This window comes from Pricia mediterranea (genome assembly GCF_032248455.1).
Classification (GTDB): domain Bacteria; phylum Bacteroidota; class Bacteroidia; order Flavobacteriales; family Flavobacteriaceae; genus Pricia; species Pricia mediterranea.
Window position 1 is genome coordinate 250287 of record NZ_JAVTTP010000002.1, and the last position, 26167, is coordinate 276453.

Consider the following 26167-nt stretch of genomic DNA (forward strand, 5'->3'; position numbering starts at 1 on the left):
GAGGTCAAAGATATCTAAAAATTTAACAACTCCCTAGCATGGGCCATCGCCGAATCGGTGAGGGCCTTGCCGCCCAGCATACCGGCAAGCTCGGTGACCCGTTCGTCGGCACTGAGCTTTTTCATTTTGGTTCGGGTCGTTCCGTCCTCTTCGACCTTAAAGACCTTGAAATGGTGGTCTCCTTTTGAGGCCACTTGGGGCAAATGGGTAATGGAAAAAACCTGCATGGTATTGCTCATGGCATGCATGATAGCGCCCATTTTATTGGAAATCTCGCCTGAAACCCCGGTATCTATCTCGTCGAACATCATGGTGGGCAGATGCTCGTACTTGGCCAAGATGGATTTTATGGTGAGCATGATCCGGGAGAGTTCACCCCCCGAAGCTACTTTTTTCAACTCCCCGTAATCAGTTCCCTTATTGGCGGAAAAAAGAAAGCTCAACGAGTCTTTACCGTTGTCTTTAAAGCCTTCGGAAGGATAGATATCAATTTTAAAAGTGGCACTTGGCATGCCAAGGGCGGATAAACTGCCTTGGAGCTGTTTCTTGAGACTGGGTAGCACCTTTCTCCGACGGGCGGATAGCGATGCCGCCAAACCGTCCAATTCCTTTTCTTGCGCCGATAGCAATTCTTGTTTCTTTTGGATGTCGGATTCCAAGTTTTCGGTCTGCTGGACTTTTTCGGAAAGGGTTTCCTTGATTTCCAGCAACTCGGACACATCGGCCGCGACGTGTTTCTTTTGCAGGTCGTAGAGTTGTTGCAGCTTGGCATTGGTTTCTTCCAGTTCCCGTGGGTTGGCCTCTGTATCGCCTTGCAACTGCTGCAGTTCGGCGGCTATATCGTCCACCTCGATAAAAACGGAATCTATCCGCTGGTTGAGCTCGGCGTATTGATTGCCAAAATTGGACAATCGCCCTGAAACCTGTTTCAGCTCTGCCAGCAGGTTTACCACCCCGACCTGTTCGTCGTTCAATAGCTGATATCCCCTGGAAAGCAGTTCCAATATATTTTCAACGTTGTTCAATTGTTCGTAACGCTCTTCCAACTCCTCTTGGATACCCACTTTCAACGGGGCCGATTCCAGTTCTTCCAGCAAAAAACTGTTGTAATCGTGTTCTTTGATTGCTTGCTTCTGGAACTCCAGCAGCTCTTGCAACGCCCTAGAAGTCTTGCGATACGCGTCTAATTCTTCAGCGTAGGTATAAAGTAGTTTCCCGTTATCCGCCAAGGCGTCGATGACCTTCATCTGAAAATCGTTATCCGCCAGACGAAGGGTCTGATGTTGCGAATGAACGTCTATCAGACTGTCCCCCAGCTGGGTGAGAATGTTCAAGGTAACGGGGGAATCGTTGATGAAGGCGCGGGACTTCCCACTCGGCTGAATTTCCCTTCTGATAATGGTACGTTTCTCATAATCGATATCATTGTCCCCAAAAAAACTTTTCAATCCGTATCGATCGATATCGAACTCCGCCTCGATGATGCATTTACTAGCCTTGTCCCGCAATGAGGAAAGATCGGCCCGCTTTCCCAAAACCAGGGAGAGTCCCCCTAACAAAATGGACTTCCCAGCTCCCGTTTCGCCGGTAATACAGGTAAAACCGTCGGTAAACGACACGTTCAGTTCGTCTATCAGGGCATAATTTTTAATGAAAAGATTCGCGAGCACGGGCTTCGGGGTGTTTTGAACGGGGTAAAGATAATCGATATTTAAGAGATAGGTAGTACTTAGTAATTAGTATTTATTAAGCTGCGCAATCTCTATGAGACGCGTTGTAAATGTACTTACTACTAAATACTTAATACTACCTCATTCAATACTCAATTCCGTTCCAGGTACTGGAATAGGTAGGAGCGACGGTGTTCAAGGTTTCCTTGAGTTGAACGATATCGATTTTGGGGCCGTCGGAGAAGATATTTTGGATTTCATCGGCCTTGGCATCAAAAAACGTCTGTATCAAAAATGCGTTGGGTCGCCGCTGCATCATGGTCTCGAAGAGTTTCATCGTTCCGGCGATCACCTGTTTGCCTGTACTGTTATTATCGCCTAAAACATCAAGACCCTTTCGATGGTAGTTGTACATGGCAATACGGTATTCGCGATAGGTATTCGACAAAATATTATCGACCAGCTCAAAACGGTTGCGATTATTCTTCTGGTCCCATCCCGAAAAGTTGCTTCCCTGGGCCCGGGTGATTATCTGTTGCGCCTTCCGAAATGCATCGGTACCGCCTTCTAAAGCAAAAGTATCCGCATCCAGTCCTAAAATCATATAGGCGTAGTATGAAATAACCCCGATGAGGTTCGATTCAAAGACATTTTCGTTGAACACCAAAGGCTGGAATTCAATGTATTCAAAATTGAATTCATCGTCCTTGTAGTTGAATACGGGACTCTCGTACGAAGTATTGTACACAGGGCGGGTGGATTGAATCTGGATATTGCCCTCAAAACGGTTGGATTCGTACTTGGTAATCGTAATAAACATCTGGCAATTGACCCGTTCATTTTCTTGGTAGATGCGGTTCGTCCATTTATTCTTATTTACAAAATCGTTCAAGGAACGCTCCAAAGTCCTGAATATCTGCTGATTGGTCTGTGATACCTGATCGGAATTCACGGTGAGCGTACAGTTCAACTCCTGCGCTTGCAAGGTCAGGCCGAGGCATGGGACTAACAATAAGAGAAGAAATTTACGCATGGTATCGTGCAATGATCTCGGAGAAAATATCTTTGGCCACCTCGGCCTTCTCCTTTAGTTCAAACGGTATTATCGCGGAATTCTTGTCCAAAAACGTGATTTTGTTAGTGGGGGTTCCGAATCCGGCCCCGGTATCGTTCAGGGAGTTGAGTACGATGGCATCCAAATGCTTCCTTTTTAACTTGGACTTCGCATTTTCCAGTTCGTTCTCGGTTTCCAGGGCGAATCCGACCAAATATTGCTTTTTCTTTAGTTTCCCAAGGGACAAGAGGATGTCTTTCGTTTTTACCAGCTCAAGCGAAAGTGCTGCTTCGTTTTTTTTGATTTTCTGATCGGCGGCGGATTTTGGCCTGTAATCCGCTACCGCGGCGGCACAGATGACAATATCTGCATCGGGATAGTGTTCGTGCACGGCTTGGTACATTTCCTCGGCGGAAATTACTTTTTGAAGGAGGATGGATTCATGATCCACCGTGCAATGGGTAGGTCCGGAAACCAAAATTACTTCGGCCCCCAGATCCACAGCGGTTTTTGCCAGTTCAAAGCCCATTTGCCCCGATGCACGGTTCCCTATATACCGAACGGGATCGATGGCCTCATGGGTCGGTCCGCCCGTAATCAGTACTTTTTTTCCCGAGAGGATCAAACCCTCCGAAAGATGGTTCTTGACGAATATTACGATATCCTCGGGTTCTGCCATTCTCCCTTCGCCCTGGAGTCCGCTGGCCAGCTCGCCCGAAGTAGCGGGTATCATTACATTGCCGTAGGATTGTAGCTTTTCGAATGACGTTGTTGACGAGGGGTGTTTGTACATGTCCAAATCCATCGCAGGAGCAAAGAAAACGGGGCATTTGGCGGAAAGATAAGCGGCCAGCAAAAGATTGTCACAGGTGCCGTTCGCCATTTTGGACAAGGTATTGGCGGTCGCCGGCGCAATGAGCATAAGGTCGGCCCAAAGGCCCAGTTCCACGTGGTTGTTCCAATCCGTACTTTCCTCCTTTTCGTTCACAAAAGAGGTCAAAACGGGATTTTTTGATAAGGTCGCCAAGGTCAGGGGGGAAACAAAATCGCCGGCACGCTCGGTCAAGATGACCCTGACCCGGGCACCGGCTTTGATCAGCAATCGGACAAGAAAGGTGGTTTTGTAGGCGGCAATCCCACCGGTGACGCCTAAAAGGATGTTCTTGCCGTTGAGCATGCTTCTGAAAGTTTTTCGCTAAGGAAGATTAGCCTGGTAGTAGTATTCCCAGAAAATCCGTTTACTGCCATATCTAGGATGGGAATCCTACTCTCCCTTCTCGGTATTCCGAAAGTAGATTTTATCGTTCATCCATTCCTCAACGGCCAACGCATGGGGTTTCGGTAGTTTCTCATAAAATTTCGAAACTTCAATCTGTTCTTTATTCTCAAATACCTCTTCCAAGCTGTCGCTGTAGGTTGCGAACTCTTCCAATTTCTCCAGCAACTCTTTTTTAATTTCAGAATTGATTTGCACGGCACGCTTAGCGGCTATCGAAATAGCCTCATAAATATTATCCGTTTTTTCGTCGAATTCGTTTCTATTGATCGTTACCGTACTAACGGCGGCTTTAGAATTTTTCAGGTCGTTCATATCCATTTTTAAATGCTATTTATTTAGTCTCTTTTTCTTGGGTGAAATTCTGCTGCTCCGCGGCCAATCTTCCTAGGAGCTTGTTCGCCTTCTCCTCGTATTTCGTTTCGGGAAACTGTTTCTTCAGGTCGGCATAATCCGCTTTGGCCTCTTTGATACGCTCGGGCTGCAACCGATCGAAACTGTTCAGCGCAAACTGTGTGGCCGATTCGAAACGGTAATACATCGCATCCTCGCGATAAATGTATCCCGGGTAATCGGTGACAAAATTATCGAAGGCACTGATGGCGGGATTCAGGAACGTAAAATCGAATTCCCCCAGTTTATGGTACTGTTTGGCAATTTCATAGGCCTTATGCTCTTTCTTGGTGGTCAGCTGCTTGGCCATCTCGTTCGCCTCGGCAAAGTATTCCGAGTCGGGATAGGTATTGATAAAACCCTGTAATTTGACCAAAGCCTTATCGGTATCCGTCTGGTCGAGGGAATAGCGTGGGGAAAGCTCGAAATAGCTTTTAGCCCCATAAAAGGACGCTTCGGCCACCTTTTCACTTTTGGGGTAGGACTTCACGAACCGTTCGAACTGATAGCCCGCCATGTTGTAATCCCCGCGCTGAAAATAGGTATCCGCAAAGAAGAACATCACCCGTTCCCCCTGTGGCTTCCCGATGTATTTAGGGGCAATCTGCTCAAAGAGCCGGTTCGCCCGTTTCATATCGCCCTCTTCGTAATACTTTTGGGCCAAATCATATTTGGCCTTGACATCCTCGTTCTTCAGCACTTTTTGATATTCACTACAAGAATGCAGTGCACCGGCCAAAAATAAAAGGGGAACAATTCTACTGAGTCTCTGAAACATTTTGCAAAATTACGAATTCTAACCAAATAAATAAAACCGATTTGATGAACTCGTTTAGACTTTCTCCTTTATCTGCAAATTTCACATTTTGCACCCTAGTTTTGCCTATTTATCGTAGCCTATCTATGGCTATGCTGCTCGAAAAAGCCTTCATTAGGGCACAAAAACCTCCCGAAAGCTTTCGGGATCGGTTCCAAATAAAATGTCTAAACGAGTTCAATAACGCGAAAATAGCCGTACCCATATCCGGAACAAGTTTTTTGTGGAAGTTTTAACAACCTTTGGGGGTGAAAAATCCAAATGCCAAGCACCAAGTTTCAAATGCCCCACGGCTCGGACCATTGCAAAAGAATTACTTTTCGAACAACTTCGCTACCGATAGATCATCGCATTGCCAAAATCCGCAGGTCCCTTATCGATATCGATCAAGAAGCCATTGATGACGGCATATTCGATATTTCCATCTTTTTCCAACAAAAAGGTCGGGTTGATACCTACTTCAATGTTAAATTCCGGTATTTCGAATTTACTACCTATAATATGGATGGGAAACGGGGATTTCAACATATCCTTGGGAATGTCGGCCACCCGTATGTAGGTGTATCCGGATTTTAAGAGGGATTCGATTTTCAGTTTGTTCAAAACATCTACCGATTTCATGGTTTCCGGATGCACTTTTCCGGGGACTATGGTATATCCGGAGGCGTCAAAGGTTTCGTAACCGTAGTAGGTAGAGAGGTCGCCCTGATCGAGAATGCGGCTGCTGTACCAAAAGTTATTGTGGTCTTCTTCATCGACCTCCAAACGGTTCATCCCGATATCGATGACATAGTCGTGGCCGAGCAGCGGGTAGGTGGCGTTCTCGATTTTAAGATCGAAAAGTTTGCGGTCGTTCTCTGGGATTTTTTCATACTCCTCTAAGGGAATATCCTTGTAATTGCCCTTTGCGATCGTATAGATGGCAGAGAGAATGGAGACGTAGTTCAGCTTACGGATTTCCTGCTTCTCGACATCATTTGGATATCCGCCGGATTCGATCAGAATGGCGCTAGTACCCCATTTCTGGATGTTATCGCCAAACGCCCGGGGTTCAAAATCGTCGTTATAACGGCCTACTTGACCCGGGGCGTATTTTTGGATGATCCCGTTCATAAAAACAATGACCTTCATGGCGTTGCCACGGACCTCATTTACTTCTTTTTCATAATTATAGGCTGGTGCCAGATACGATATGGTAGCCGGTTTTTGGGTGCGCTCGGCATTGTAATAAGTGCTTTGGTCGTGCAGGTTAAACCCGAAATCCGCATCGAGGCTGTCCCTTATCCGTTTCAACACCCGACTTTCGGGGGATTGCAGCTGAAGAGCATCCCTGTTGATATCGACGCCCAATCGGTTCCTGCGCTGAAATACCTCGGCCCCATCGGGATTCAACATCGGCAGAAAATGCAGGGTACAGCTTTCCAGAATGGCCCGTTTCTCGTCGTTAAAGTCATCACTGTCCAAAAAATTCAGGATATCGAAGATGGCTTGGGTGGCGGTCGGTTCGTCACCGTGCATCTGCGACCAGAGAAAGACTTCTGTTTTTCCCGAGCCGATACTGATGAGGGAGAGTTTTCGCCCTTCGATGGACTCGCCCACCGTCTGGACTTTAAATTTGGGGCTTTGGCGGTACTCGGCAATCAAAGGTTGGAGTTGGCGGTGCTTGATCCGGCGCTTATCCAAGGAAGCCTCCCGGTATTTATCATAGGTGCCATAGAGCGACTCGGTGATGTCATTTTCTTGGGCCGTACAAAAGATACCGGCAAACAGGGCCAGAAAAGCAAGTTTAAGGTTCATTCGGTCTTGGTTTTTGTTCGGTTGCAAAGCTAGGGATTCTGCTTGAAATCTAAGTTTTCGGTGGCCTCCCTGACCTTTCGCATAAAATCCGTTCCGGGATCGGTTTTTTTCGTACGGTAGCCATCGTCCTTTTCCATCCACAGCGGATGGGCTTCGAAATCGGTATATTCATAATGACCTATCAGGTATTCGATGTTGTACTTATGGGTCAAGAATTTTACCAGTGCGATGTTCGCTTCAAGCTGTGCATCGGTAAGCGGCATCTCTTCGGTTCCGCCTACATTTTCGACCCCGATAGCGGTATGGTTCAGGCCGATGACATGCCGGGCCATAATCGTTTCGGGCATCAGGCGGTAAATGGTACCGTCTTGATCGACCAAGAAATGGGATGAGACGTTCAGGGCACTGGCATTCGCGATGTCCGGACGCCAACTGGGCAACCGGACCTTGTAGAAGGCATCGAACGAACCTTCAAAAGTGGGTATGGCCGTCCAGTGGAGCACAATCATCTTCGGATCGATGTCGGGAACATCCTGATCCAGGCCGTAGTGATCTTTAAGATATTCCAAGGTAAGTTCCCTACGGGTTTCGTCAAAGATTATGGGTTTGTCGATAATATCCAACTGGGACTTGCACGAAAACTGTAAAAGCATAAGGGCCAACGGAAGCATCATTTTCTTCATAATTATTGGATTGTTTTTGTGGAATCCTTATGTATCCTAAACTGAATTTCCACCTCTTTTACCCCCCATTCCCTAGCTTTTTTAATATCGTCGCCCATGTAGATATCGATACGTTTTTTCCAACGGCTTCCCATTTTATCCTTGACCAAAAAGACACCTTCGAAGCCCTCGATCGTTACCCGGGTATTCCGATCCAACCCCATAGCGACCAAATCCCGGGATACGGCGATTGCCTTCATATCGGGGGACAGCGTATCGCCCCAAGCGGCCAAGGTAGGAAGGCCATCGGTCTGTGCGGGGGTGGAATTGTAGGCAGAAGCGGTCACCTGTGCTGATTTCCAAACGTAATTCGCTTCCTCGCCACAGGAAGCAAAGAGCGACGCGAAGAGTACGATAATAAGACGGTTGCTGTTCATTTTACTAGGGATGTTGAGGCTACAATATCGGTATTTTTATCTTACTCTCGGGCCAGTGACGGTCCTCTTTTCCCTTCGAATGTATTTTTAAGGATGGATTGGCTTATTTTTGACCCACCATCCTTAATGAAGCCATGTCCATGAAAGTATTGAAAAGAATTCTTCTCGTTGCTATTGTCATTCTGGTAGTCGTCGCCTACTTTCAATATCCAAAGCTCAATATCATATCCGGATACGCCTCCAAAAATATGGCCTCCACTGTTTTTATAACGGACAGAAGTGCCGAATCGGTCATCCTGAACGATAACGATGTACCGCTGATCAATCTGGCGGAGGTCAAAATGAATGCCATGAACAACGAAGCTACCGCTACGGTCTTCGGCTTGATGAAAAGGAAATCCGTCTGCCGAGAGGGACTCGGATGTGTGCTGGTCAATGAACATTACGATTCCAATAGAAGTCTTCCCGTACCCCACCGGAACCGGTTGATAAATAATCTGCCTTTTCCCTTCGGAAATAACGGCACTACCGACACCATTTTCGAAAATGTGGATTACCAGCGGTTGGACAAGGCCCTGGAAGATGTTTTTGCCTACCCTGAGAGCCGAAAGACCCGCACGGTGCTCGTGGTCTATAAAAACCGGATCATCGGTGAAAAGTACCTCAGAGGTTTTAACAAAGATACTCCTATCTTGGGCTGGAGTATGACCAAAAGCGTATTGGCAACCCTCTATGGCATTTTGGAATACCAAGGCAAGATCGACCTCGATGCCCCGGCCCCGGTGCCTGAATGGCAAAACGATGATCGAAAGCACATTACCCTCGACCACTTGGTACGGATGCAAAGCGGACTCGCCTGGGAAGAAGATTACACGACGATTTCCGATGTCACCCGGATGCTGTTTATGAAATCGGATATGACCAAAGTACAGGTGGAAAAAGAAGCGGTCGCTCCGCCAACTGAGGTATGGAACTATTCCTCCGGAACCACCAACCTGTTATCGGGAATCCTGAGACAGGACTTCGACACCCATCAGGAATACCTCGATTTTCCCTATTCCGCCCTTATCGATAAAATCGGAATGCATTCCATGCTCATCGAAACCGATATGGTAGGCAATTTCGTCGGTTCTTCCTACGGATGGGCCACAACCCGCGATTGGGCCAAATTCGGATTGCTCTATCTGAACAAGGGGAATTGGAACGGCGAACAGCTCTTCGACCAACAGTGGGTGGATTACGTACGCAAACCCACCGCACATTCCGATGGTGATTACGGGGGACATTTCTGGTTGAACGCGGGCGGGAAGTATCCCGATGTGCCCAGGGATATGTATTCTGCCAATGGGTATCAGGGACAACGCGTATTTATCATTCCCTCGAAAGACCTGGTCGTCGTTCGAACGGGACTGGCCGAAGAACCGGAATTCGATATTAACGGATTTTTGAGGGATGTTGTAGCCGCAATCGGAGAAAAGCAGTAGTAAAGTTGTCAGTGGACCGGGACGGTTGTCGAAGGACTGCTGGCGACGTCCGGTGCTGGGGTCAGAAAATCGCTACACAACACTTTTGACATCCTACACCACTAAAATCCATCGTTTCACAACAAAATTTTCGTTTTCCCGTCTGATGCCCCTATGTTTACACTGTAATTAAAACGAAGTTAATTTTTCATTTTTTCATATAGTGTTCTCGATAAAAGGGCCTTTCCTAGCGGAAAGGCCCTTTTTGGTTTATAGCCTGAAAAGAGGGACTAGGGAATCCATTTGTCCTTTCCGAAATCCGGCTTTCTTTTCTCTAAAAAGGCATTCCGGCCCTCCTTGGCTTCATCGGTACCATAGGCCAATCGCGTGGCCTCCCCGGCAAAAACTTGCTGCCCCACCATTCCGTCATCGGTCAAATTCATGGCGAACTTTAGCATTTTTAGCGAGGTAGGTGATTTTTCCAATACTTCTTGGGCCCATTGATAGGCGGTCGCCTCGAGTTCCTCATGGGGAACGACCGCATTGACCATGCCCATTTCATAGGCTTCCCGGGCGGAGTAGTTTCTTCCTAAAAAGAAAATTTCACGGGCTCTTTTCTGGCCCACCATTTTGGCGAGATAGGCGGAGCCGTAGCCACCGTCGAAGCTGGTTACATCGGCATCGGTCTGCTTAAAGATCGCATGTTCCTTACTGGCCAAGGTCATATCGCAGACCACGTGTAGGCTGTGTCCCCCTCCTACCGCCCATCCGGGCACTACGGCAATGACAACTTTGGGCATAAATCGGATCTGGCGCTGCACCTCGAGGATGTTCAGCCGGTGCATGCCATCGTCCCCAACATAGCCCTGTTCTCCCCTAGCCTTCTGGTCCCCCCCGCTGCAAAAGGAGTACACGCCGTCTTTGGACGACGGTCCTTCGGCGGAGAGCAGCACCACCCCGATCGAGGTGTCTTCCTGGGCATCGTAGAACGCCTGATAGAGCTCGCTGGTGGTCTTGGGCCTAAACGCGTTGCGCACATTAGGCCGGTTAAAAGCGATACGGGCCACTCCCTTAGATTTTTTGTAGGTAATATCCTCAAAATTCTTGGCGGTTTTCCAATCGGGTCTTATCATGTGTTCAAATTTTATTGTTTTGTTATCGGTCGGACTAAATTAATATATCTTGCGGGATATAAAGGGAACGTACCGTAGTTAATGAGAGATTCGGAATAAAGTATCCGATTGTTTCTAAAACGGGATAAATGCCATTGAAACTTGATTAAAAGACGAATGGAAGAAAGCGCAAACATGCAAAGGACAAAAGAGTGTTCTTAGGTATTGGTCCTTTATTTAGGAAGTCTAGGAAAACTAACCGCCTTTCTCCCTTGCTTTTACGTACGCTTTCAATGAGCGCGCCATTTCAATGACTGGTAGGATCCTAAGATCGCCCATACCATTGGTGCAGAACCAAATAAAAGACCGTATCCCACGTTTTATTCAAAATGCTTAAAAAAAGAACCTTAGTCCGTTTTCGGAATAGCAAGTTTCGAAAGTTTCTTCGAAAGCATCAAAAATATGCCCCGGTCGTGTTCTTTATGGGCGGGTTTATCTTTGATTCCCTGACCCTGGGCCGCATCGACCGCACCTACGACCTCTCGGTGCTCTGCCTTCATATGACGTCGTTGACCCTTGTCATCTACGCCTATAATCTCGCGGACGATGGGCGGTGGAAAAACACCTTTTTGGAACGCTATCAGGAATTCTTTCCCCTGGCCATCCAATTTTTCTTTGGGGGTCTCTCGAGTGCCTACGTCATCTATTTTTCAAGAAGCGTATCCCTCTCCAAGACCGCAACCTTCTTTGTCATTTTGGTAGCTCTGCTTTTTGCCAACGAGTTCCTAAAACAAAGAATTTCCAATAAATACCTCCAGTTCAGTGTCTATTTTTTTTTGAATTTTACGTTTTTGACCTTCATGGTCCCCGTTTTTATAAAGGATATGGGAACGTCGATTTTCCTTTTGTCGGGAGCGGCCAGTTTAGGGATTACGATGGTATTGCTTCTGGTCACCTATTTCTCAAGCCCGAGCACCAGAAACGAAATCCATCTGGGGAAGCTCATCGGAATTATTGCCCTTATTTACGCACTGATAAACCTCTTTTATTTTTTTCGGCTTATCCCTCCGGTGCCCTTGGCTTTGGACGAAGGAATTGTGTCGCAAAATGTCCGTCTCGAAGACAACACCTATTTTGTCAGCTATGAACCGAACGAAAGTTATATGTTCTGGAGGGACCACAAACTCAAGTTCCACCACACCCCGGGCGAAAAAGTATTTATCTTCTCCTCGATATTCGCCCCTACCGCATTAAGGGAATCCATTCTCCACCGCTGGCAATGGTTTAATCCCGCTACTGGGGAATGGGAAATTATGGACAATATCGGCTTTGAAATTACAGGAGGCCGTACCGGCGGATTCCGCGGTTATACTTATAAATCCAACGTAAAACCGGGCCAATGGGAAGTCGATGTCATTACGGAAGAGGGCCTGGTCTTGGGCGTTATCGACTTTGAAATAATTACGGATGTTCCCGTGGATGCCGTAAAAGTCGTGCAGCGGAAATTTTAAGATCGACGCTAAATCATCCCAGTTATTGGATTGGCCGAATTAAACGACCTGCTATGACCCCCGACCAAATTAGTGGCGGTCTTGGTTTTTTATCTCGATCCACCTGGCAAGATATTTGGTACTGGTCATGGTATGGTGTTGGAGCATGGACCCAATAAAGTTTTGGTTCCGGTGATGCTCCTGGTTTTCACCAATTTTCTCGATAGTGGCGATGAGCTTTTCGGACAGCCGTCCTTTATCGTAAAAGCTATTGACGAGGCTAATGCCATATCGCTGTGCCCGGTGCCAACTCAAGGCATCGCGGTACAGTCTGACAGCTGCCGCGGAGAAGTCCTCGGCCGAATTTGCAATTTTCCCGTTCCAGGGGAGTCCTCCGCACATGCCCTCGGCCCCGACATCGGTGGTTATCGAAGGCGTGCCCGCTTGCATCGCATCGATCAACTTGCCCTTGATGCCGGCCCCGAATCGAAGGGGCGCCAGCGAAATCCTAGCCTTCTGCAGAACAGCAATGGCGTCTTCCGCCCACCCCCTAACCCGGAATCCTTCTTTGGGATTATCCATTTGTTGGATATGCTGGGGAAGGTAGGCCCCGTACACCAAAAGGTTCACATCGGGAAGCTGTTTTCGGATCAGCGGCCAGATTTCCTTTTTTAGCCACAAGATGGCATCGACGTTGGGCGCGTGTTTACCGTTGCCGATGCAGACAAAATCCCGCCGCTCCTCGAAAGAAAGCCAGGCTGCAAGGGTTTTTTCACCCACAGCGTCCAACATAAATGGGAGATGCAGCAGCAGGTTATCGTCGATTTTCAGGACTTCGGTCAACAACTGCATTTCATAGGCAGAGATTATCAGCGACAGGTCGCAACGATAGATGCTGGCAATTTCGCGCTTCGCGGTATCACTTTGCAGCCATGCTTCGGTCGTGAAAGGAATGCCTTTTTTCAACACCGCCTGTCTCGACGTACGTAGAGAGTGTAAATCTTCGGTGTCCAAGATACGAAGAGCCTGGGGAGCGAATTCCGCCACTCGCCACCCAAATTGTTCTTCCGTCAGAAAACGGTCAAAAACCACGATATCAGGTTTTAGATCGCTAATAAAGGTGTCGAAACCGGTATCGTTCAGCTTTATGACTCTTTTCTCAACGCCAAAGCTTTCTAAGTCGAGGGAAAGGGGGGATTCGGCAGCGGCGCTGGTAAAAACCCTTCGGTATTTTCGTACTCCGAAGACCTGAAGCAACTGCAGCATTCGACTACCCGCTGCCGTGGAAGTAGGCTCAGGCCAGGTAAAGCCGATAAAAAGCACTGTTTTATGTTGCAATTGCACGGTTGTTGAATCGTTGGTCATTCGAAGCGTCCTTCAAAGGTAAGCGGATTTTAATCCGTTGCGTCCTTTAGTTGCGTTCGAGACCGGCCCATTTCGGGAATACCATGTTTCTCTATGGGGTCTCGAATGCGCTCGACCTGACAGACCGCGCCTGTCTCGATCGGAGTCGAGAGGCTTGATTTGCCTGACAGCCCAGACATTTATCCTCTTCCTTCAAATCAGGGCCTTCCTCAGAATCGTCACCGGGTGCAGGGCTCGCCTCCCCGTTCCATCAAAAATCTGGTGCCGACAACTGGTACCGTTCGCCGAAATGACGGTTTCTTCAGAGGCTTTTCGAACGGATGGGAAGAGCTTTAACTCCCCCACCTGCATACTCACATCGTAATGTTCCTTTTCATAACCGAAGGAGCCCGCCATACCGCAACAACCTGATGGTATGATGGATACCTTATAATTTTCCGGCAGGTTGAGTACGTCAAAGGTCACTTTTTGATTGCTCAATGCTTTTTGATGGCAGTGATTATGGATTTTAATAATCTTGGTTTCCTTCGTGAAATATTCTGGCGTAAGCTCCCCCTTTTGAATTTCCTGGGACAGGAATTCCTCCAAAAGAAAAGAGTTGAGGGCAACGGCATTGGTAGTTTCCGAATCTTGCGAAAAGCGTTTGTATTCGTCCCGGAAGGTCAGGATGGCCGAAGGTTCCAATCCAATAACAGGACGGCCCTCATCGGCAAATTGCTTAAGCTTTGAAATATTCCCTACGGCCAGTTTTTTGGCCTGCTTTAAAAATCCCTTGGATATGTAGGTACGACCGCTTTCCCCATTAAAAAGCTCAACCCCATATCCCAGAGCGGTTAAGAGTTCGATGGCATCCTTACCTAGGTCAATATCGAGGTACCGGGTAAACTCATCGATGTATAAAACTACTTTTCGTTTTGATACAGCATGTTGGTTCTCAAATTTTTGAAGGTATTTATCGAAATTAGAACTAGATACTTTAGGAAGGCTTCGTTGCGGAGCTACTCCCACGGACTTCTTCAGCAATCCGCTTAAAATATCCGAACCGAAAACGGCATTGGTGAGTCCCGCTACCCGACTGCCCCACCGGTTCAGCTTAGTGTTGTAGGCAAAAAGCTTGTTCCGCATCGGATACCCGTTCGCTTCCTGGTACTGGTAGAGAAATTCCGCTTTCAGCGTAGCTACGTCCACATTGCTGGGACATTCACTACTACAGGCCTTACAGCTGAGGCAGAGATCGAACACCTCTTTCAGTTCGCTATGATCAAAACGGTTCTTTTGGTCGGAAACGGTCAGCAGTTCCCGCAACGCGTTCGCCCTGCCCCGGGTCGTATCCCTTTCGTTTCTGGTGGCGTGATAACTGGGGCACATGCCACCGCTGGCATGCTCGGTCTTTCTACAATCCCCACTTCCGTTGCACTTTTCCGCCAGCCTAAGAATGCCCTTGCTGTCAGAAAAATCCAACAGCGTATCGATTTCCGGCTCCTGGCGATCGATTTCATAACGCAGGGATTCGTCCATGGGGTAGGCCTCGACAATTTTACCGGGATTAAAGATATTATGGGGGTCAAAGTAGCTTTTCACCCGTTTGAGCAGTTTGTAGTTGGACTCCCCGATCATCAGGGAAATAAACTCCGCCCGCACGATACCGTCGCCGTGTTCCCCACTGAAGGAACCCCGGTATTTCTTGGTCAGTCGGGCTACATCGGTCGTGATGCCCCGGAACATTTTTACATCGGTGGACCGCTTAAGGTTTAAAATCGGACGCAGATGCAGCTCACCCGCCCCCGCATGGGCGTAGTACACGGCATCTTGACCGTATCCTTCCATGATTTGGCTGAACTCCGCTATAAAATCCTTTAGATCCTCCAATGCGACAGCGGTGTCTTCGATACAGGCCACCGCCTTGCGGTCGCCGACCATATTTCCCAATAATCCGAGCCCCGCTTTCCGCAGTTCGATCGCTTTGTTAATATCTCCGCCATGCAGTACGGGACTCGCGTAACTACGGCCTGAATCGGCGATGGTGGACTGCAAGGCGTTCAACTGTCGCTGCAAATCAGCCTCGGTATCGGCCTTCACTTCAAGCATCAAGAGCGCCGCGGGATTCCCTTCTACAAAAAAGCGGTTTTTCAGCTGTTCGCGATTGTTCTTGGTACAGTCCAATATCACCCGATCCATCATCTCACAGGTATGCAGGCTATGCCGCATTACCGGTACTACATCGTTCAGACAGGCATCCAATGTCTCGTAATGGGTCACCACCATAGCGGAAAGCTTCGGGGGCAGATCATCCAGTTGCAAGGTGATTTCCGTAGTAAATGCGAGAGTACCCTCACTTCCGCTGAGCAGCTTGCACAGATTAAAATCAGAATCTACCGAACCGAAAATACGGTTGTGTAAAAGTTCATCTACCGCATACCCCGTATTTCTCCGATGGATATCAGGCTTTGGAAATTCCGATAATATTTCTTTTTGTATCTCCTTATTATATAATTCAGTATATAGATTCCTATAAATAGATGCTTCAAGTGAATCGGATGTCCGCTTCTTCTCAAAATCGGCTTCGGATAGGCTCTCGAATTCCACTTCGCTGCCATCGGAAAGTATCGTTTTAAGAGAGATTACCTTGTCCCGCGTCACCCCATACTGGATCGAGGTCGTGCCCGAGGAATTATTGCCGACCATCCCGCCGATCATACAGCGGTTCGAGGTGGAGGTATTGGGCCCGAAAAAGAGGCCGAATGCCTCCAGATAACGGTTCAGCTCGTCACGGATGACCCCGGGCTGCACCGTCACCTGTTTCTTCTTTTCGTCGAGATGCATGATTTTTGTGAAATGTTTGGATACATCCACTACGATGCCCTCCCCTACACACTGGCCTGCCAAGGAGGTTCCCGCCGTTCTCGGTATCAGTCCGATCTGATGCTTTCCGGCAAAACCCACCAGTTTCTTTATATCTTCGCAATTTTGGGGAAAGGCGACGGCAAGCGGAATTTTCCGGTACACCGAGGCATCGGTAGCGTATAGTGTTTTGGTCAGGTTGTCGGCTATCAGTTGGCCCCGCAACGAGGCTTGGAGCTCAAGAAGTAGATTTTTATCCAATGGAAAGCAATTTTGAACGCTAAATTAAGTTTTTATGCTTGAAAGGGGAATAATTCCTTTCAATAATAGCCAAAAGCAGTTACATTCAAAACGCATAGAATGTTGAAAAAAATAATGATGGTCCTTTTCGCGGGACTCAGCTCGTTCACCGCACTTCAAGCCCAGGAAATCGCGGACAACGCCATCGGACTCCGGTTGGGGGACAGCGACGGCTTTGGCGCCGAGATTTCGTATCAACGTCTTTTGGGGCGGTACACCCGGGCCGAAATCGATTTTGGGTATAGGGACAGTCGGGAGCACGATGCCGTCAAGCTTACCGCCCTCTACCAGTGGGTACACGAAATCGACCTTGGCTTCAATTGGTTTTACGGCGTCGGCGCAGGAGTTGGCAGTGCCTCTTTTGAACCCGTGCCCAGTCCGAACAATCCGAACTTCTTCGAGGATGTCGATGGAGGGTTCTTCGGCTTGTTCGCGGGGGATGTCGGTGTCGAGTACAATTTTGACGTCCCTGTGCTGGTCTCCTTGGATATCCGTCCCGAACTCGGACTGATCAATTTCGGAAATTTCGACAGTCGCTTTAACTTTGATATTGCCCTGGGAATCCGCTATCAGTTCTGATTGAGACATGAGATAAGCGACAATAGATGAGAGACCAGATTAATTATAGCGGTGACGAAAGACGGGTGACGGAAGAAAGTTGATGGGGGTCGGGTTACGAATAACGGATTAAAGGCAGAATGCTTTAAGTCGGCTTTTCTGATCTGGGAACAAAAGCGTTTTCTTTTTTCTAGTGCAAACCTGTATATTTGCGGTAACCGAAGTTTGAACTGAACAAGGCTACACTTTGATATGGAAAAGCTAAAAAAACGCTGGGGCATCGATTCCAACTTTCAGATTGCCGTAATTATAATCGTTTTTGCCATAACGGGTTCTACCTCTGCCAAATTAGCGGGGCCGCTGACAGAATTTTTGGGTCTGAACACTGAAACTACCAGCGCTTGGCTCTATTGGTCCGCCCGAATTCTCTTGATTTTCCCCGTGTATCAGGTACTTTTGGTCGCCTTCGGATGGTTGTTCGGCCAATTCGCGTTCTTTTGGAGTTTCGAAAAGAAAATGCTTGACCGATTGGGGCTGGGTTTCCTTTTCAAAGGATAAGACCGTAAGGAAGTGCTTTGAACAGTCCACTTTTCAGATTTTATATATACTGTCCTTAGGGTTTGTTTCGGATTGTTTAGATTTGCCGTATGCGACGGATAATTCCTTTCTTTGTTTCCGGAACGTGCCTGCTCTTGGTCGCTTGCATTTTGGCACCGTCAGTAACAAAACTCTCCCATGCGCTTTTTGAGCACCATCATCTAGAATGCTCCGATGCCAATTCCCTTCATTTTCACGAAGCGGAAGTAGATTGCGATTTCCAGAAATTTAACCTTTCTCCTCAGTTTTATCCTTCTTTTCATACGGATGCGGTACATCTATCCTTGTTTTATCCAAAAAACAACTATCCCTCTTATTCCTTCCTAAGTAAATTCCAAAAACATCACTTTGTATTAAGGGGTCCGCCCTATGTTGCATAATATATCGAATTTGAATTCTATTAAATAAAGTTTTCACTTTAAATCATTACGAGTATGCAACGTATTTATATTATCCTTTTTTTTGCCCTAGCTGTAACCTACGGGCAATCACAGAATTCATTGGAAGGCATCGTCACTGATGCCGAAACAAGCCAACCCCTTTTAGGTATTCAGGTCTATTTTCCCAAATTGGAAAAAGGAAGCGTCAGCGATGAGGATGGCACCTTTAAAATCGTCGGACTGCCTATCGGAAATTATAAACTGGTCGTATCGTCCATAGGTTTCCAGACCTATTCAGAAACTGTAACGCTCGCAAAAGGTAGCAACAGCCTGAACGTCGCTCTCTCCCCTAGTGCTATTGAAATGGAAGAAGTCATTGTCTCGACGCCTTTTCATAAACTGCAACGGGAGAATGTGATGAAGGTCGAACGCGCCAACGTGGCCGAACTGAAGACTAGGGGTGCCGTGACGCTATCCGACGGTATTACCGACGTGCCGGGGGTGGAAAGCGTATCGACGGGCCTGGGCATTGGCAAACCGGTAATCCGCGGTCTGAGCTCCAATCGGGTGCTTGTTTATACCCAGGGCGTTCGGCTAGAGAATCAGCAATTCGGCGACGAGCATGGGTTGGGTATCAGCGATGCCGGCATCGAGAGTATAGAGGTCATTAAGGGTCCTGCCTCCCTGCTCTACGGTTCGGATGCCATGGGCGGGGTGCTCTATCTGAATCCTGAAAGATTTGCCAACGCGGGGGAAACGGACGCCGACGTCAACCTCAGCTATTTTTCAAATACTCGGGGGTTCGACGGCGATGTGGGAATAGCTTCTTCCTCAGAGAAATTTAAATTTCTGGTACGCGGAAGTGCCGCGAGCCATACCGATTACGAAACCGGGGGAGAAAGCGTCACCAATTCCAGATTTCGGGAATACGACCTGAAAACGGGCCTGGGCTATCAGACCACGACTCTAAAAACCGAGCTTCGGTACAACTATAACAACCTGAAATTGGGCATTCCTGAAGAACTCGGCAAACGGACCAGCGCGCGTACCCCTGAATCGCCCTATCAGCAAATTGACAATCACATCCTAAGCTCCAAAACCAGTGTCTTCTTCGATAAATCTAGTTTGGAGGCCACTTTTGGCTATACCTTCAACACCCGAAAAGAATTCGAGGAGGGAGAAGACGGAGCTGCCCTGGATATGGACCTGGTCACCTTCAATTACAACCTACAGTACCATCTCCCCAAATGGGGCAATCTCGAAACCATTTTCGGAGTGCAGGGCATGCACCAGACGAACAGCAACTTTGGGGAAGAGCTATTGATTCCCGATGCAAACACCAATGATATCGGCATCATGGGCACCTCCCACATCCACTTTAAGAACGATAGCGACCTGCAATTGGGACTCCGTTACGATTACCGTAGCATCGACGGAAAGGCCAGCGGCCCTCTGGGCGAGGAAGGTGCAATTGAGGCCTTAAATCGAGATTTTAACAGCTTTAATGCGGCAGTAGGCTATAAAAAGGATTTTTTGGAGAATTTTACCGGGCGTATCAACCTCGCCTCGGGGTTTCGCGCCCCGAACCTGGCGGAACTCACCTCCAACGGTGTACATGAAGGTACCAATCGGTATGAAAGAGGTAACAGCGCGCTCACGAACGAGCAGAACCTTCAGACCGACCTTTCCCTGGAATACGGGAACGAGCACATCGAAGTGTATATCAACGGATTTTACAATGCTGTTAACAATTACATCTTTATCGAGCCCGATGGCTCAACGATCGGTGGAAATGCAGTTTTTAGCTATCGACAGCAGGACGCCGACCTTTACGGGGGCGAAATCGGACTGCACATCCACCCGCATCCGTTGGATTGGTTGCATGTGGAAAGCAGTTTTGAGTCCGTAACCGGGAAATTGGCCGACGATGGGCATCTACCGCTGATTCCCGCCAACACCTTTAGCAACACCCTTAGGACGGAGTTTTCGGGAAGCGGTTCGTGGCTTTCCTCGAGCTATGCCTTCGTTACCTTGAAATCTGTCTTTAAACAGGACAAGGTCAGCGGATTTGAGACCGTAACGGACGGATATTCATTGCTGAGCCTAGGCGTCGGCGGAACGGTCTCGGTTCTTGATCAAGAGATGAAGGTGCGGATCAGCGGAAATAATATTCTGGACAAGGACTACTTCTCCCACCTATCTCGACTAAAAACGGATGGTATTTCGAATATCGGTCGAAATATCCATTTGGGAGTTAGCATACCGCTTTAACAGCCTCATGACACGATACCTCGGTTCTACTTTGATTGTTCTGAAGCCATATGGATGTTTATTTTGAATAAAGGCCTAAAAGAAAAAGGAAGAAGGAAAATAAGGGGCAACAATATTTTGTAGGTCTTGGACTGACTTTTCGTACGTCTCCAAAGGCCCATGCTCTTATCAGGGCAAATATTGTTTTACTTTAACTCGTACCATTGGATGTCGGCCAAATTTTCCCTTCGGCCTTTATCTATTGGGGGATAGTTGGTAACCAGATAATCGACGATGATTTCCTCGTTCTTGCCGAGGTCCCACAAGTTCTGGGTTTCCTGCATCCAGCGGATGGTTTCGATCCAACGTTCCTCGTTCATCCGGTTTGCGATCACCAATTTAGCGGAATGGCAGTTGGTACAGTTTTGTAAGGTTTCCATCATGCCCGGAGCATCGACGAATCCTGTCCGTACATGGACGCCGTTCTCTATTTTGTCCCAATCATCTTCCTCGGCATTTTCTGGCGCTTCGGAATCTTGGGGAACATCGGTCAATTCGGAATCATAACTGTTAAACAGGGAGAGTTCGGGGTCCGCCATCAGATAGATGCCCACCAGTGCAATGAGGGCAAAGGCCGATCCGATGACTACCACAAGCCTACGGACCATCCTAAGGTTTTCCCTGTTTTTATCTTGATTATTTTCCATCTAGGTAACTTTTACGGCGATTCGTTGGCAAGCGTTGTTCAAGTATCCCTTTGGATTCCATCCGGGAATCAACATGGGCTGGGATGTTCCCTGGGCATCGGTAGCCTTCGACCATACTTCATAATAGCCCTTCTTGGGAAAATCGACCTGTGCGGAAAAATGCTGCCAGGCCAATCTGTTGGCAGGTCTTTCCAGATTGCACTTGTTCCAAGTGGCTCCGAAATCAATGGAGTACTCCACTTTATCGACCTCGAGCTCCCCGGCCCATGCGTGTCCCCTGATGCCCAACTTTTCCCCTTTGGAAATCATCGCCCCGGTTTTAGGGTAGGTAATCAACGACTTTACAGGCATCGATTCGATGATGCACATATTTTCATCGGCCACTTCTTCACCCGGCGCCACGGGATTACAGGGGACGCGATAAGAGGTTCCCATCATCTTGGGGCCGTCGTGTACCTGGTCGCGGACACTGATCCGCTCTACCCACTTGCCCGAAACGGAGGCCGGCCACCCTCCTGCGACCAACCTCAAGGGGTGCCCGTGCACCAAAGGGATATCGGCACCGTTCATTTTAAAGGCCAGCAGCGTCTCGTCTTGCCGGGCCTTGGCCATCGGGGCCCCACGTGAAATAGGCTCTTTTTCAGGATTCCGACTTAAGTGGTCATCGGCCGAGTGGTACCCGATATAGACGGCATTGTTTTTTACCCCGACATCATCGAGTACATCGCGCAACCGGACCCCCGTCCACTCCGCACAGAAGACCGCTCCCACTCCCCATTGGTTTCCCTTGGTCGGGGGGTCGAATTCCTTACGACCGTTACCGCCACATTCGAGCACCAGCTGGTAGGTATGATGTTCGAATTTGGACTTCAATTCTTCCAGGGAATAGGTTTTTTTCTGTTCGACCGATTCCCCATCGATGGTCAGCGTCCACGTGGCCGGGTCGACCTCCTCCGGTATCAGACCATTATTCCGTACAAATATGTACTTGTTGGGGGTCACCTTATCATCCAACTGATGGGCCACCGCCTCCATATTCCATGGCTTGTCGTTCAATACGATCATATCCTTGTCCTTATCGAACATTTTAAACGGATCGGGGTCTTGAAGTCCCAATGGCACATAATCTTTCGGCATCATACCGCCAAAGACGATTTCGGTTCCCAATACAGCGGTCATGGAGGCCAAGGTAGCTTTTTGGACAAATTTTCTTCTTTGCATCGAATATAGGGTTGGCATGAACTGGACTTCTTCTTGAAATTCATAATAAAGGTAAGGATACACACTGATATTTCACAAACATTACCGGATAAGAAAAAATTATGGATGCTTATCGGAAGAAACACAATAAAAAGGACCGCTGAATTGATCAGCGGTCCTTACCAAAAAACCTGAAGCATGAATCGATTATGATTTTATAAAGAGACTGGCAATGGCCACGGCGGTATCACCGGTAATCGGCTCATCGTAGGCCTCGGTGGATGATTCGAAGGTAAACGGACCCTCATCGCCGAGGGTCGTTACATCGACGCCCCCTTGGGTTACGTTTTCCTCTCCGTTGTAAACGGCTTGGGTCGCTTCGGGCATTCCGGCCCCTCTTTCGTTGCCGGTAATCCATCCTTTTAATCCTCTTAACCTTCGGATTTCGGAAGCATGACGCGCCTCGACCGAGTGAATCTGTAGGGCGGCCGTCAAAAACGGGGTTCCCTGAAGATTGGTGGCCTGTCCTTTGTAGGCACGCACTCCTGTATCTTCGAAGGCTTGTGCCAAAGCCAATAGCTGGGCGTAGGCAGTTTCTTTGTCGGCCCCATTTTGCCTAAAGGGATCGAACATTCCTCCGGCGGTAAAGTCGAATTCCGGTTTTGCTACGGGCTCCACCCCCGCACCTTCCAGCCCGGCCATCAAGAAATCGACGTGGGCCGCCTCGTGTTTGGCGATTTGCTCATAGATTACTCGTGGTCTTCCGTCCGGAAGCGAGGTACAATCCAAGGCTAGTTGGTAAAATTCATCCTCCAGATATTCCAGGGTCAATGCCAATTGTAGGGCATCGACGGCTGCGTTGCCAGAATCCTGAGCGAACACTTTTGAGGGCATGGAAGCCAGGCCGAAGGGTACTGCAGCCATGGCCGCCTTTTTTCCCAAGGAGCCAAAAGTGCTGAACATGTCACGTCGGGAGGACTTCTTATTCACCAAGTTGTCGGTGGTAAATTCATCTAAAAATTTTATAATATTCATAATGTGTTGTTTTTAAAGGGATTTGAAATACTATTTTTGTCCGCAGTCGATTAAGGCAAGAATCTAGCGGTGAATTCCGTTTGCAGCCAGCCCAAACCGGCGACCGCGGCAAGCACTTCGGAAGGATCTTTGGAAAGATCGAGTCCGTTGTCTACAGTGACCACATCATCACCTGCAAAATCCGCGGACCCCGGGTTAACCAAGGTTCGGATGGCCGAGGCATGTCGCGCCTCTACGGATACGATTTTACCTGCCAAAACCAAATAGGTGGGATTTTCCAGTAATTTACCGGCTCCGTTATACGCCGATACCCCCGTATCTTCAAGAACCTTCGCTGTATTCAATACCTGATCTCGGTTTCCGAAGTCGAAATCACCATAATCGAATTCCAGGTCCGGCAACATCAACTCCGTCTTATCTCCGACCGCAGCACCTATTGCCGCCCTGAAGAATTCTCTGTGGTTTACCTCGTGGTAATAGAGATCGGTCAGCACCGTTTTCTCTTCCTGCGAACAGTTTTTATAGAATCCGTTGACGACCTTGGTATAGAAATCAGCCTCGAGCTGCTCCAGTGCATAGGCATAGTTTAAAACGCCCAAGTCCCCTTCGCCCAAATCGAAAATTCCATTTCCTTCGTCCGGTGTCTCGTCACCGTCACCTCCGGCATCCGGATTTGGAGGAGTTGTCGGCTGCATGGCCATCTCTTCCTTGCTACAGGCCACCATAAGTCCGGCCCCCGCTACTGCGAGCCCCCCTAACTTGATAAACTGTCTGCGCGGATTGCCGGAATTTCCTTTCGGGCTGATAACCTTGATCTTCTGTTTTTTCATAATGATTGTGCTTTAGTTAATAAGGCAGACTTTTCGTTCTGCTTTGGTAATACTAACGGGATGGGATAGGCGAGGGTTTGGAAATTTGTCGAGATTTAACATACCTCACTTGATTTTAACTAAATTTTAGTAGTTTTTCATCAAAAATGAAGCTTGTGAGTTGTCTTTAATAAACTCTTAAAGGTGTTTTATTGCTAAAAATGCAAGGTGAGGTTACCGTGGTGTTCAGGGATTGCTGGGGGAACGGAATGCTGTCATCCGGGGAATGGCTTCCAGCAAAAACTTGAATCCTGCAAGAACAGGCATCAGATCAACGAAGTCCGTGGGGAAGTTCCTTCACCGTTTTGCTCTTAGGAAATGGAAGCCGGCAAGCACGGGTTCAACGCCCCTATGCTGACGGAGGCTGGCACAAATGGGAGGAGAATTGCCAGGCTTTGGGCGATGCATCAGGAGGACCTATACCTCCACGGTATTTTTACTCGGGGTCCGCTTATATACGTAGGTATAAAGCCACATCAGGGTAAAAGAGGGGATAATATCGAGTCCGGGAACGATTTCTTCAATAAAAGCAAGAATTCCGGCAGTTTGGCCAATTTTGCCCTTGTACAAGCGCGTCATCAGCCATCCGGCAATCGGAGCCCAAACGATATCGGAAAATTCCCCAATAAAAGGAATGGCAAAGGAAAGCATTCCGATGCCATCGAAAACGATACCTAATAACAATTTTTTGTATTTGTTGTCGGTTGCGTTATCCATATAAATAGTTACGTGTTCGGGTGTGGTAGAGCAATAAAAGTGCCAAAAATTCGAGTGGCAGTTCGTAGTTGGCTGTGGCAGTTCGCAGTCGCAGTGGCGGTTGGCAGGGAATTTATGCAGAGGCAAGAACTAAGGGGCAGGCAAGTACCTAGAGGCTCGTGTCTTCGGTCACCCGTCTCCCGTGGAACATCGGTCTTCCATTCTCTATTCTCTATTCTCTATTCTCAAGAAAGTTCTGAACTGATCAGTTTCAAGAACTCGTTACGGGTCTCGATTTTCTCGAACTGGCCCCGGAATCCCGAAGTGGTAGTGACCGAATTTTGCTTTTGCACGCCCCGCATCATCATACACATGTGGGCTGCCTCGATGACCACGGCAACGCCTTTGGGCTTTAGAGTGTTATTAATGCATTCTAGAATGTCGTGGGTCAAGCGTTCCTGCACCTGTAATCTGCGCGCAAAAACATCGACCACCCGGGGTATCTTGCTCAATCCCACAATATGTCCATCGGGAATATAGGCTACGTGCGCCTTCCCGAAAAACGGCAACATATGGTGCTCGCAAAGGGAATACAGTTCGATATTTTTAATAATGACCATATCGTCATAACTTTCGGCGAACATGGCGCTGTTAAGAATTTCCACCGCATCCTGTTTGTAGCCCTGCGTCAAAAACATCATGGCCTTTGCGGCCCGCTCGGGAGTCTTTACGAGTCCCTCTCGATTGACGTCCTCGCCAAGCTCACCGATAATTTTGGTGTAGCTGGACTTTACGTCGTTGGCGATTTCGATATTGTATTCCTCAAGATTTTGGTAAGGGGACATAAGATTGTATGTTGTTTATTTATTTGGGTACAATGTTAAACAAAAATAGGGATCTATCCGAGGGCAATGATACTATTTTCTAGTAAAACTAGCGGATGTATCCTGATTTTCAATGATCGGTTTTAGTATTTTTGATTTTTAAAGAAGATGGTTGTCCGCTTCATTACCTAATCGTCAGATAAGAACATAGACGCTAGATCAACTACCTCGGGGCAAGCCCTCGAAGCATTTGTAAGGAAAAAACATTAGGGTTTCGAGGTAAGCCTCGGAGCATTGAAATCTCGATTATCGAGTAAACAAGAGGTAAGACTGTCGATTTTTCCCGAGGATGGGCCGCGTCTTCAAAATTTTTT

At 48.0% G+C, this 26167-nt stretch carries 22 protein-coding genes; 5 read left to right on the forward strand and 17 right to left on the reverse strand.

The features are described 5' to 3' along the window. Window positions 1–14: 14 nt before the first annotated feature. The 8 genes from recN to RQM65_RS18685 all read right to left on the reverse strand — a co-directional run bounded on the left by recN (window position 15) and on the right by RQM65_RS18685 (window position 8106). On the reverse strand, window positions 15–1670 hold the full coding sequence (gene recN, locus RQM65_RS18650) for a DNA repair protein RecN (protein ID WP_314017198.1): 1656 nt from the start codon (window positions 1668–1670) through the stop codon (window positions 15–17). A 145-nt stretch (window positions 1671–1815) separates the two neighbouring features. Then, window positions 1816–2703, reverse strand: a complete 888-nt coding sequence (gene porD, locus RQM65_RS18655) for a type IX secretion system protein PorD (RefSeq protein ID WP_314017200.1) — start codon at window positions 2701–2703, stop codon at window positions 1816–1818. Next, the gene (coaBC, locus tag RQM65_RS18660; protein ID WP_314017202.1) at window positions 2696–3901 is read right to left on the reverse strand and encodes a bifunctional phosphopantothenoylcysteine decarboxylase/phosphopantothenate--cysteine ligase CoaBC; all 1206 of its coding nucleotides are present in this window, start codon (window positions 3899–3901) and stop codon (window positions 2696–2698) included. Before coaBC ends, porD begins: the two co-directional genes overlap by 8 nt. An 87-nt stretch (window positions 3902–3988) precedes the next feature. Further along, a complete protein-coding gene (locus RQM65_RS18665) occupies window positions 3989–4321 on the reverse strand; it encodes a DNA-directed RNA polymerase subunit omega (protein WP_314017204.1) in 333 nt (110 codons plus the stop codon). Between the two features lie 13 nt (window positions 4322–4334). Beyond that, the gene (locus RQM65_RS18670; protein WP_314017205.1) at window positions 4335–5171 is read right to left on the reverse strand and encodes an outer membrane protein assembly factor BamD; all 837 of its coding nucleotides are present in this window, start codon (window positions 5169–5171) and stop codon (window positions 4335–4337) included. A gap of 372 nt (window positions 5172–5543) precedes the next feature. Next, complete coding sequence (locus tag RQM65_RS18675; RefSeq protein ID WP_314017206.1) at window positions 5544–7007, reverse strand: M14 family metallopeptidase; 1464 nt, start codon at window positions 7005–7007, stop codon at window positions 5544–5546. Window positions 7008–7036: 29 nt separating this feature from the next. Then, window positions 7037–7690 (reverse strand): peptidoglycan recognition protein family protein, encoded by a 654-nt coding sequence (locus RQM65_RS18680; RefSeq protein WP_314017207.1) that lies wholly within the window; start codon window positions 7688–7690, stop codon window positions 7037–7039. A gap of 2 nt (window positions 7691–7692) precedes the next feature. Further along, entirely contained in the window at window positions 7693–8106 is a 414-nt protein-coding gene (locus RQM65_RS18685) for a 3D domain-containing protein (RefSeq protein ID WP_314017209.1), read from the reverse strand. 140 nt (window positions 8107–8246) lie between these two features. On the opposite strand from RQM65_RS18685, the gene RQM65_RS18690 reads away from it, so the two are divergent. After that, a complete protein-coding gene (locus tag RQM65_RS18690) occupies window positions 8247–9590 on the forward strand; it encodes a serine hydrolase domain-containing protein (protein WP_314017210.1) in 1344 nt (447 codons plus the stop codon). Between the two features lie 269 nt (window positions 9591–9859). On the opposite strand, the gene RQM65_RS18695 is transcribed toward RQM65_RS18690, so the two are convergent. Beyond that, entirely contained in the window at window positions 9860–10702 is an 843-nt protein-coding gene (locus RQM65_RS18695) for a 1,4-dihydroxy-2-naphthoyl-CoA synthase (protein WP_314017211.1), read from the reverse strand. Window positions 10703–11070: 368 nt separating this feature from the next. Here RQM65_RS18695 and RQM65_RS18700 point away from each other — a divergent pair, with 368 nt between their 5' ends. Continuing rightward, on the forward strand, window positions 11071–12192 hold the full coding sequence (locus RQM65_RS18700; RefSeq protein WP_314017212.1) for a DUF2914 domain-containing protein: 1122 nt from the start codon (window positions 11071–11073) through the stop codon (window positions 12190–12192). A gap of 69 nt (window positions 12193–12261) precedes the next feature. Here RQM65_RS18700 and RQM65_RS18705 read toward each other — a convergent pair whose 3' ends face one another. Continuing rightward, window positions 12262–13509 (reverse strand): glycosyltransferase, encoded by a 1248-nt coding sequence (locus tag RQM65_RS18705; protein WP_314017214.1) that lies wholly within the window; start codon window positions 13507–13509, stop codon window positions 12262–12264. A 219-nt stretch (window positions 13510–13728) separates the two neighbouring features. Further along, window positions 13729–16638, reverse strand: coding sequence for an FAD-binding and (Fe-S)-binding domain-containing protein (locus RQM65_RS18710; RefSeq protein WP_314017215.1), 2910 nt, complete (start codon window positions 16636–16638; stop codon window positions 13729–13731). 99 nt (window positions 16639–16737) lie between these two features. Between RQM65_RS18710 and RQM65_RS18715 the strand changes: the two genes are divergently transcribed. The 3 genes from RQM65_RS18715 (at window position 16738) to RQM65_RS18725 (ending at window position 20483) form a co-directional block, all read left to right on the forward strand. Then, entirely contained in the window at window positions 16738–17256 is a 519-nt protein-coding gene (locus tag RQM65_RS18715) for a hypothetical protein (RefSeq protein WP_314017217.1), read from the forward strand. A 231-nt stretch (window positions 17257–17487) separates the two neighbouring features. Continuing rightward, on the forward strand, window positions 17488–17793 hold the full coding sequence (locus RQM65_RS18720) for a DUF6787 family protein (RefSeq protein WP_314017218.1): 306 nt from the start codon (window positions 17488–17490) through the stop codon (window positions 17791–17793). Window positions 17794–18266: 473 nt separating this feature from the next. After that, window positions 18267–20483, forward strand: a complete 2217-nt coding sequence (locus tag RQM65_RS18725) for a TonB-dependent receptor (protein ID WP_314017220.1) — start codon at window positions 18267–18269, stop codon at window positions 20481–20483. Between the two features lie 185 nt (window positions 20484–20668). Here RQM65_RS18725 and RQM65_RS18730 read toward each other — a convergent pair whose 3' ends face one another. The 6 genes from RQM65_RS18730 to folE all read right to left on the reverse strand — a co-directional run bounded on the left by RQM65_RS18730 (window position 20669) and on the right by folE (window position 25814). Further along, a complete protein-coding gene (locus RQM65_RS18730; protein WP_314017221.1) occupies window positions 20669–21169 on the reverse strand; it encodes a monoheme cytochrome C in 501 nt (166 codons plus the stop codon). Beyond that, entirely contained in the window at window positions 21170–22390 is a 1221-nt protein-coding gene (locus RQM65_RS18735) for a sulfite oxidase (RefSeq protein ID WP_314017223.1), read from the reverse strand. 186 nt (window positions 22391–22576) lie between these two features. Beyond that, window positions 22577–23404, reverse strand: a complete 828-nt coding sequence (locus RQM65_RS18740) for a ferritin-like domain-containing protein (protein ID WP_314017224.1) — start codon at window positions 23402–23404, stop codon at window positions 22577–22579. 50 nt (window positions 23405–23454) lie between these two features. Next, complete coding sequence (locus RQM65_RS18745) at window positions 23455–24234, reverse strand: ferritin-like domain-containing protein (RefSeq protein WP_314017225.1); 780 nt, start codon at window positions 24232–24234, stop codon at window positions 23455–23457. 456 nt (window positions 24235–24690) lie between these two features. After that, window positions 24691–24990, reverse strand: a complete 300-nt coding sequence (locus tag RQM65_RS18750) for a hypothetical protein (RefSeq protein WP_314017227.1) — start codon at window positions 24988–24990, stop codon at window positions 24691–24693. 224 nt (window positions 24991–25214) lie between these two features. Next, the gene (folE, locus tag RQM65_RS18755; protein WP_314017229.1) at window positions 25215–25814 is read right to left on the reverse strand and encodes a GTP cyclohydrolase I FolE; all 600 of its coding nucleotides are present in this window, start codon (window positions 25812–25814) and stop codon (window positions 25215–25217) included. Window positions 25815–26167 lie beyond the last annotated feature (353 nt).

What these genes read in the sequence shown, in the direction of transcription:
- porD (WP_314017200.1), bottom strand. Translation starts at nt 2,703, where the DNA reads ATGCGTAAATTTCTTCTCTTATTGTTAGTCCCATGCCTCGGCCTGACC.
- coaBC (WP_314017202.1), bottom strand. Translation starts at nt 3,901, where the DNA reads ATGCTCAACGGCAAGAACATCCTTTTAGGCGTCACCGGTGGGATTGCC.
- RQM65_RS18665 (WP_314017204.1), bottom strand. Translation starts at nt 4,321, where the DNA reads ATGGATATGAACGACCTGAAAAATTCTAAAGCCGCCGTTAGTACGGTA.
- RQM65_RS18670 (WP_314017205.1), bottom strand. Translation starts at nt 5,171, where the DNA reads ATGTTTCAGAGACTCAGTAGAATTGTTCCCCTTTTATTTTTGGCCGGT.
- RQM65_RS18675 (WP_314017206.1), bottom strand. Translation starts at nt 7,007, where the DNA reads ATGAACCTTAAACTTGCTTTTCTGGCCCTGTTTGCCGGTATCTTTTGT.
- RQM65_RS18680 (WP_314017207.1), bottom strand. Translation starts at nt 7,690, where the DNA reads ATGAAGAAAATGATGCTTCCGTTGGCCCTTATGCTTTTACAGTTTTCG.
- RQM65_RS18685 (WP_314017209.1), bottom strand. Translation starts at nt 8,106, where the DNA reads ATGAACAGCAACCGTCTTATTATCGTACTCTTCGCGTCGCTCTTTGCT.
- RQM65_RS18690 (WP_314017210.1), top strand. Translation starts at nt 8,247, where the DNA reads ATGAAAGTATTGAAAAGAATTCTTCTCGTTGCTATTGTCATTCTGGTA.
- RQM65_RS18695 (WP_314017211.1), bottom strand. Translation starts at nt 10,702, where the DNA reads ATGATAAGACCCGATTGGAAAACCGCCAAGAATTTTGAGGATATTACC.
- RQM65_RS18700 (WP_314017212.1), top strand. Translation starts at nt 11,071, where the DNA reads ATGCTTAAAAAAAGAACCTTAGTCCGTTTTCGGAATAGCAAGTTTCGA.
- RQM65_RS18715 (WP_314017217.1), top strand. Translation starts at nt 16,738, where the DNA reads ATGTTGAAAAAAATAATGATGGTCCTTTTCGCGGGACTCAGCTCGTTC.
- RQM65_RS18720 (WP_314017218.1), top strand. Translation starts at nt 17,488, where the DNA reads ATGGAAAAGCTAAAAAAACGCTGGGGCATCGATTCCAACTTTCAGATT.
- RQM65_RS18725 (WP_314017220.1), top strand. Translation starts at nt 18,267, where the DNA reads ATGCAACGTATTTATATTATCCTTTTTTTTGCCCTAGCTGTAACCTAC.
- RQM65_RS18730 (WP_314017221.1), bottom strand. Translation starts at nt 21,169, where the DNA reads ATGGAAAATAATCAAGATAAAAACAGGGAAAACCTTAGGATGGTCCGT.
- RQM65_RS18735 (WP_314017223.1), bottom strand. Translation starts at nt 22,390, where the DNA reads ATGCAAAGAAGAAAATTTGTCCAAAAAGCTACCTTGGCCTCCATGACC.
- RQM65_RS18740 (WP_314017224.1), bottom strand. Translation starts at nt 23,404, where the DNA reads ATGAATATTATAAAATTTTTAGATGAATTTACCACCGACAACTTGGTG.
- RQM65_RS18745 (WP_314017225.1), bottom strand. Translation starts at nt 24,234, where the DNA reads ATGAAAAAACAGAAGATCAAGGTTATCAGCCCGAAAGGAAATTCCGGC.
- RQM65_RS18750 (WP_314017227.1), bottom strand. Translation starts at nt 24,990, where the DNA reads ATGGATAACGCAACCGACAACAAATACAAAAAATTGTTATTAGGTATC.
- folE (WP_314017229.1), bottom strand. Translation starts at nt 25,814, where the DNA reads ATGTCCCCTTACCAAAATCTTGAGGAATACAATATCGAAATCGCCAAC.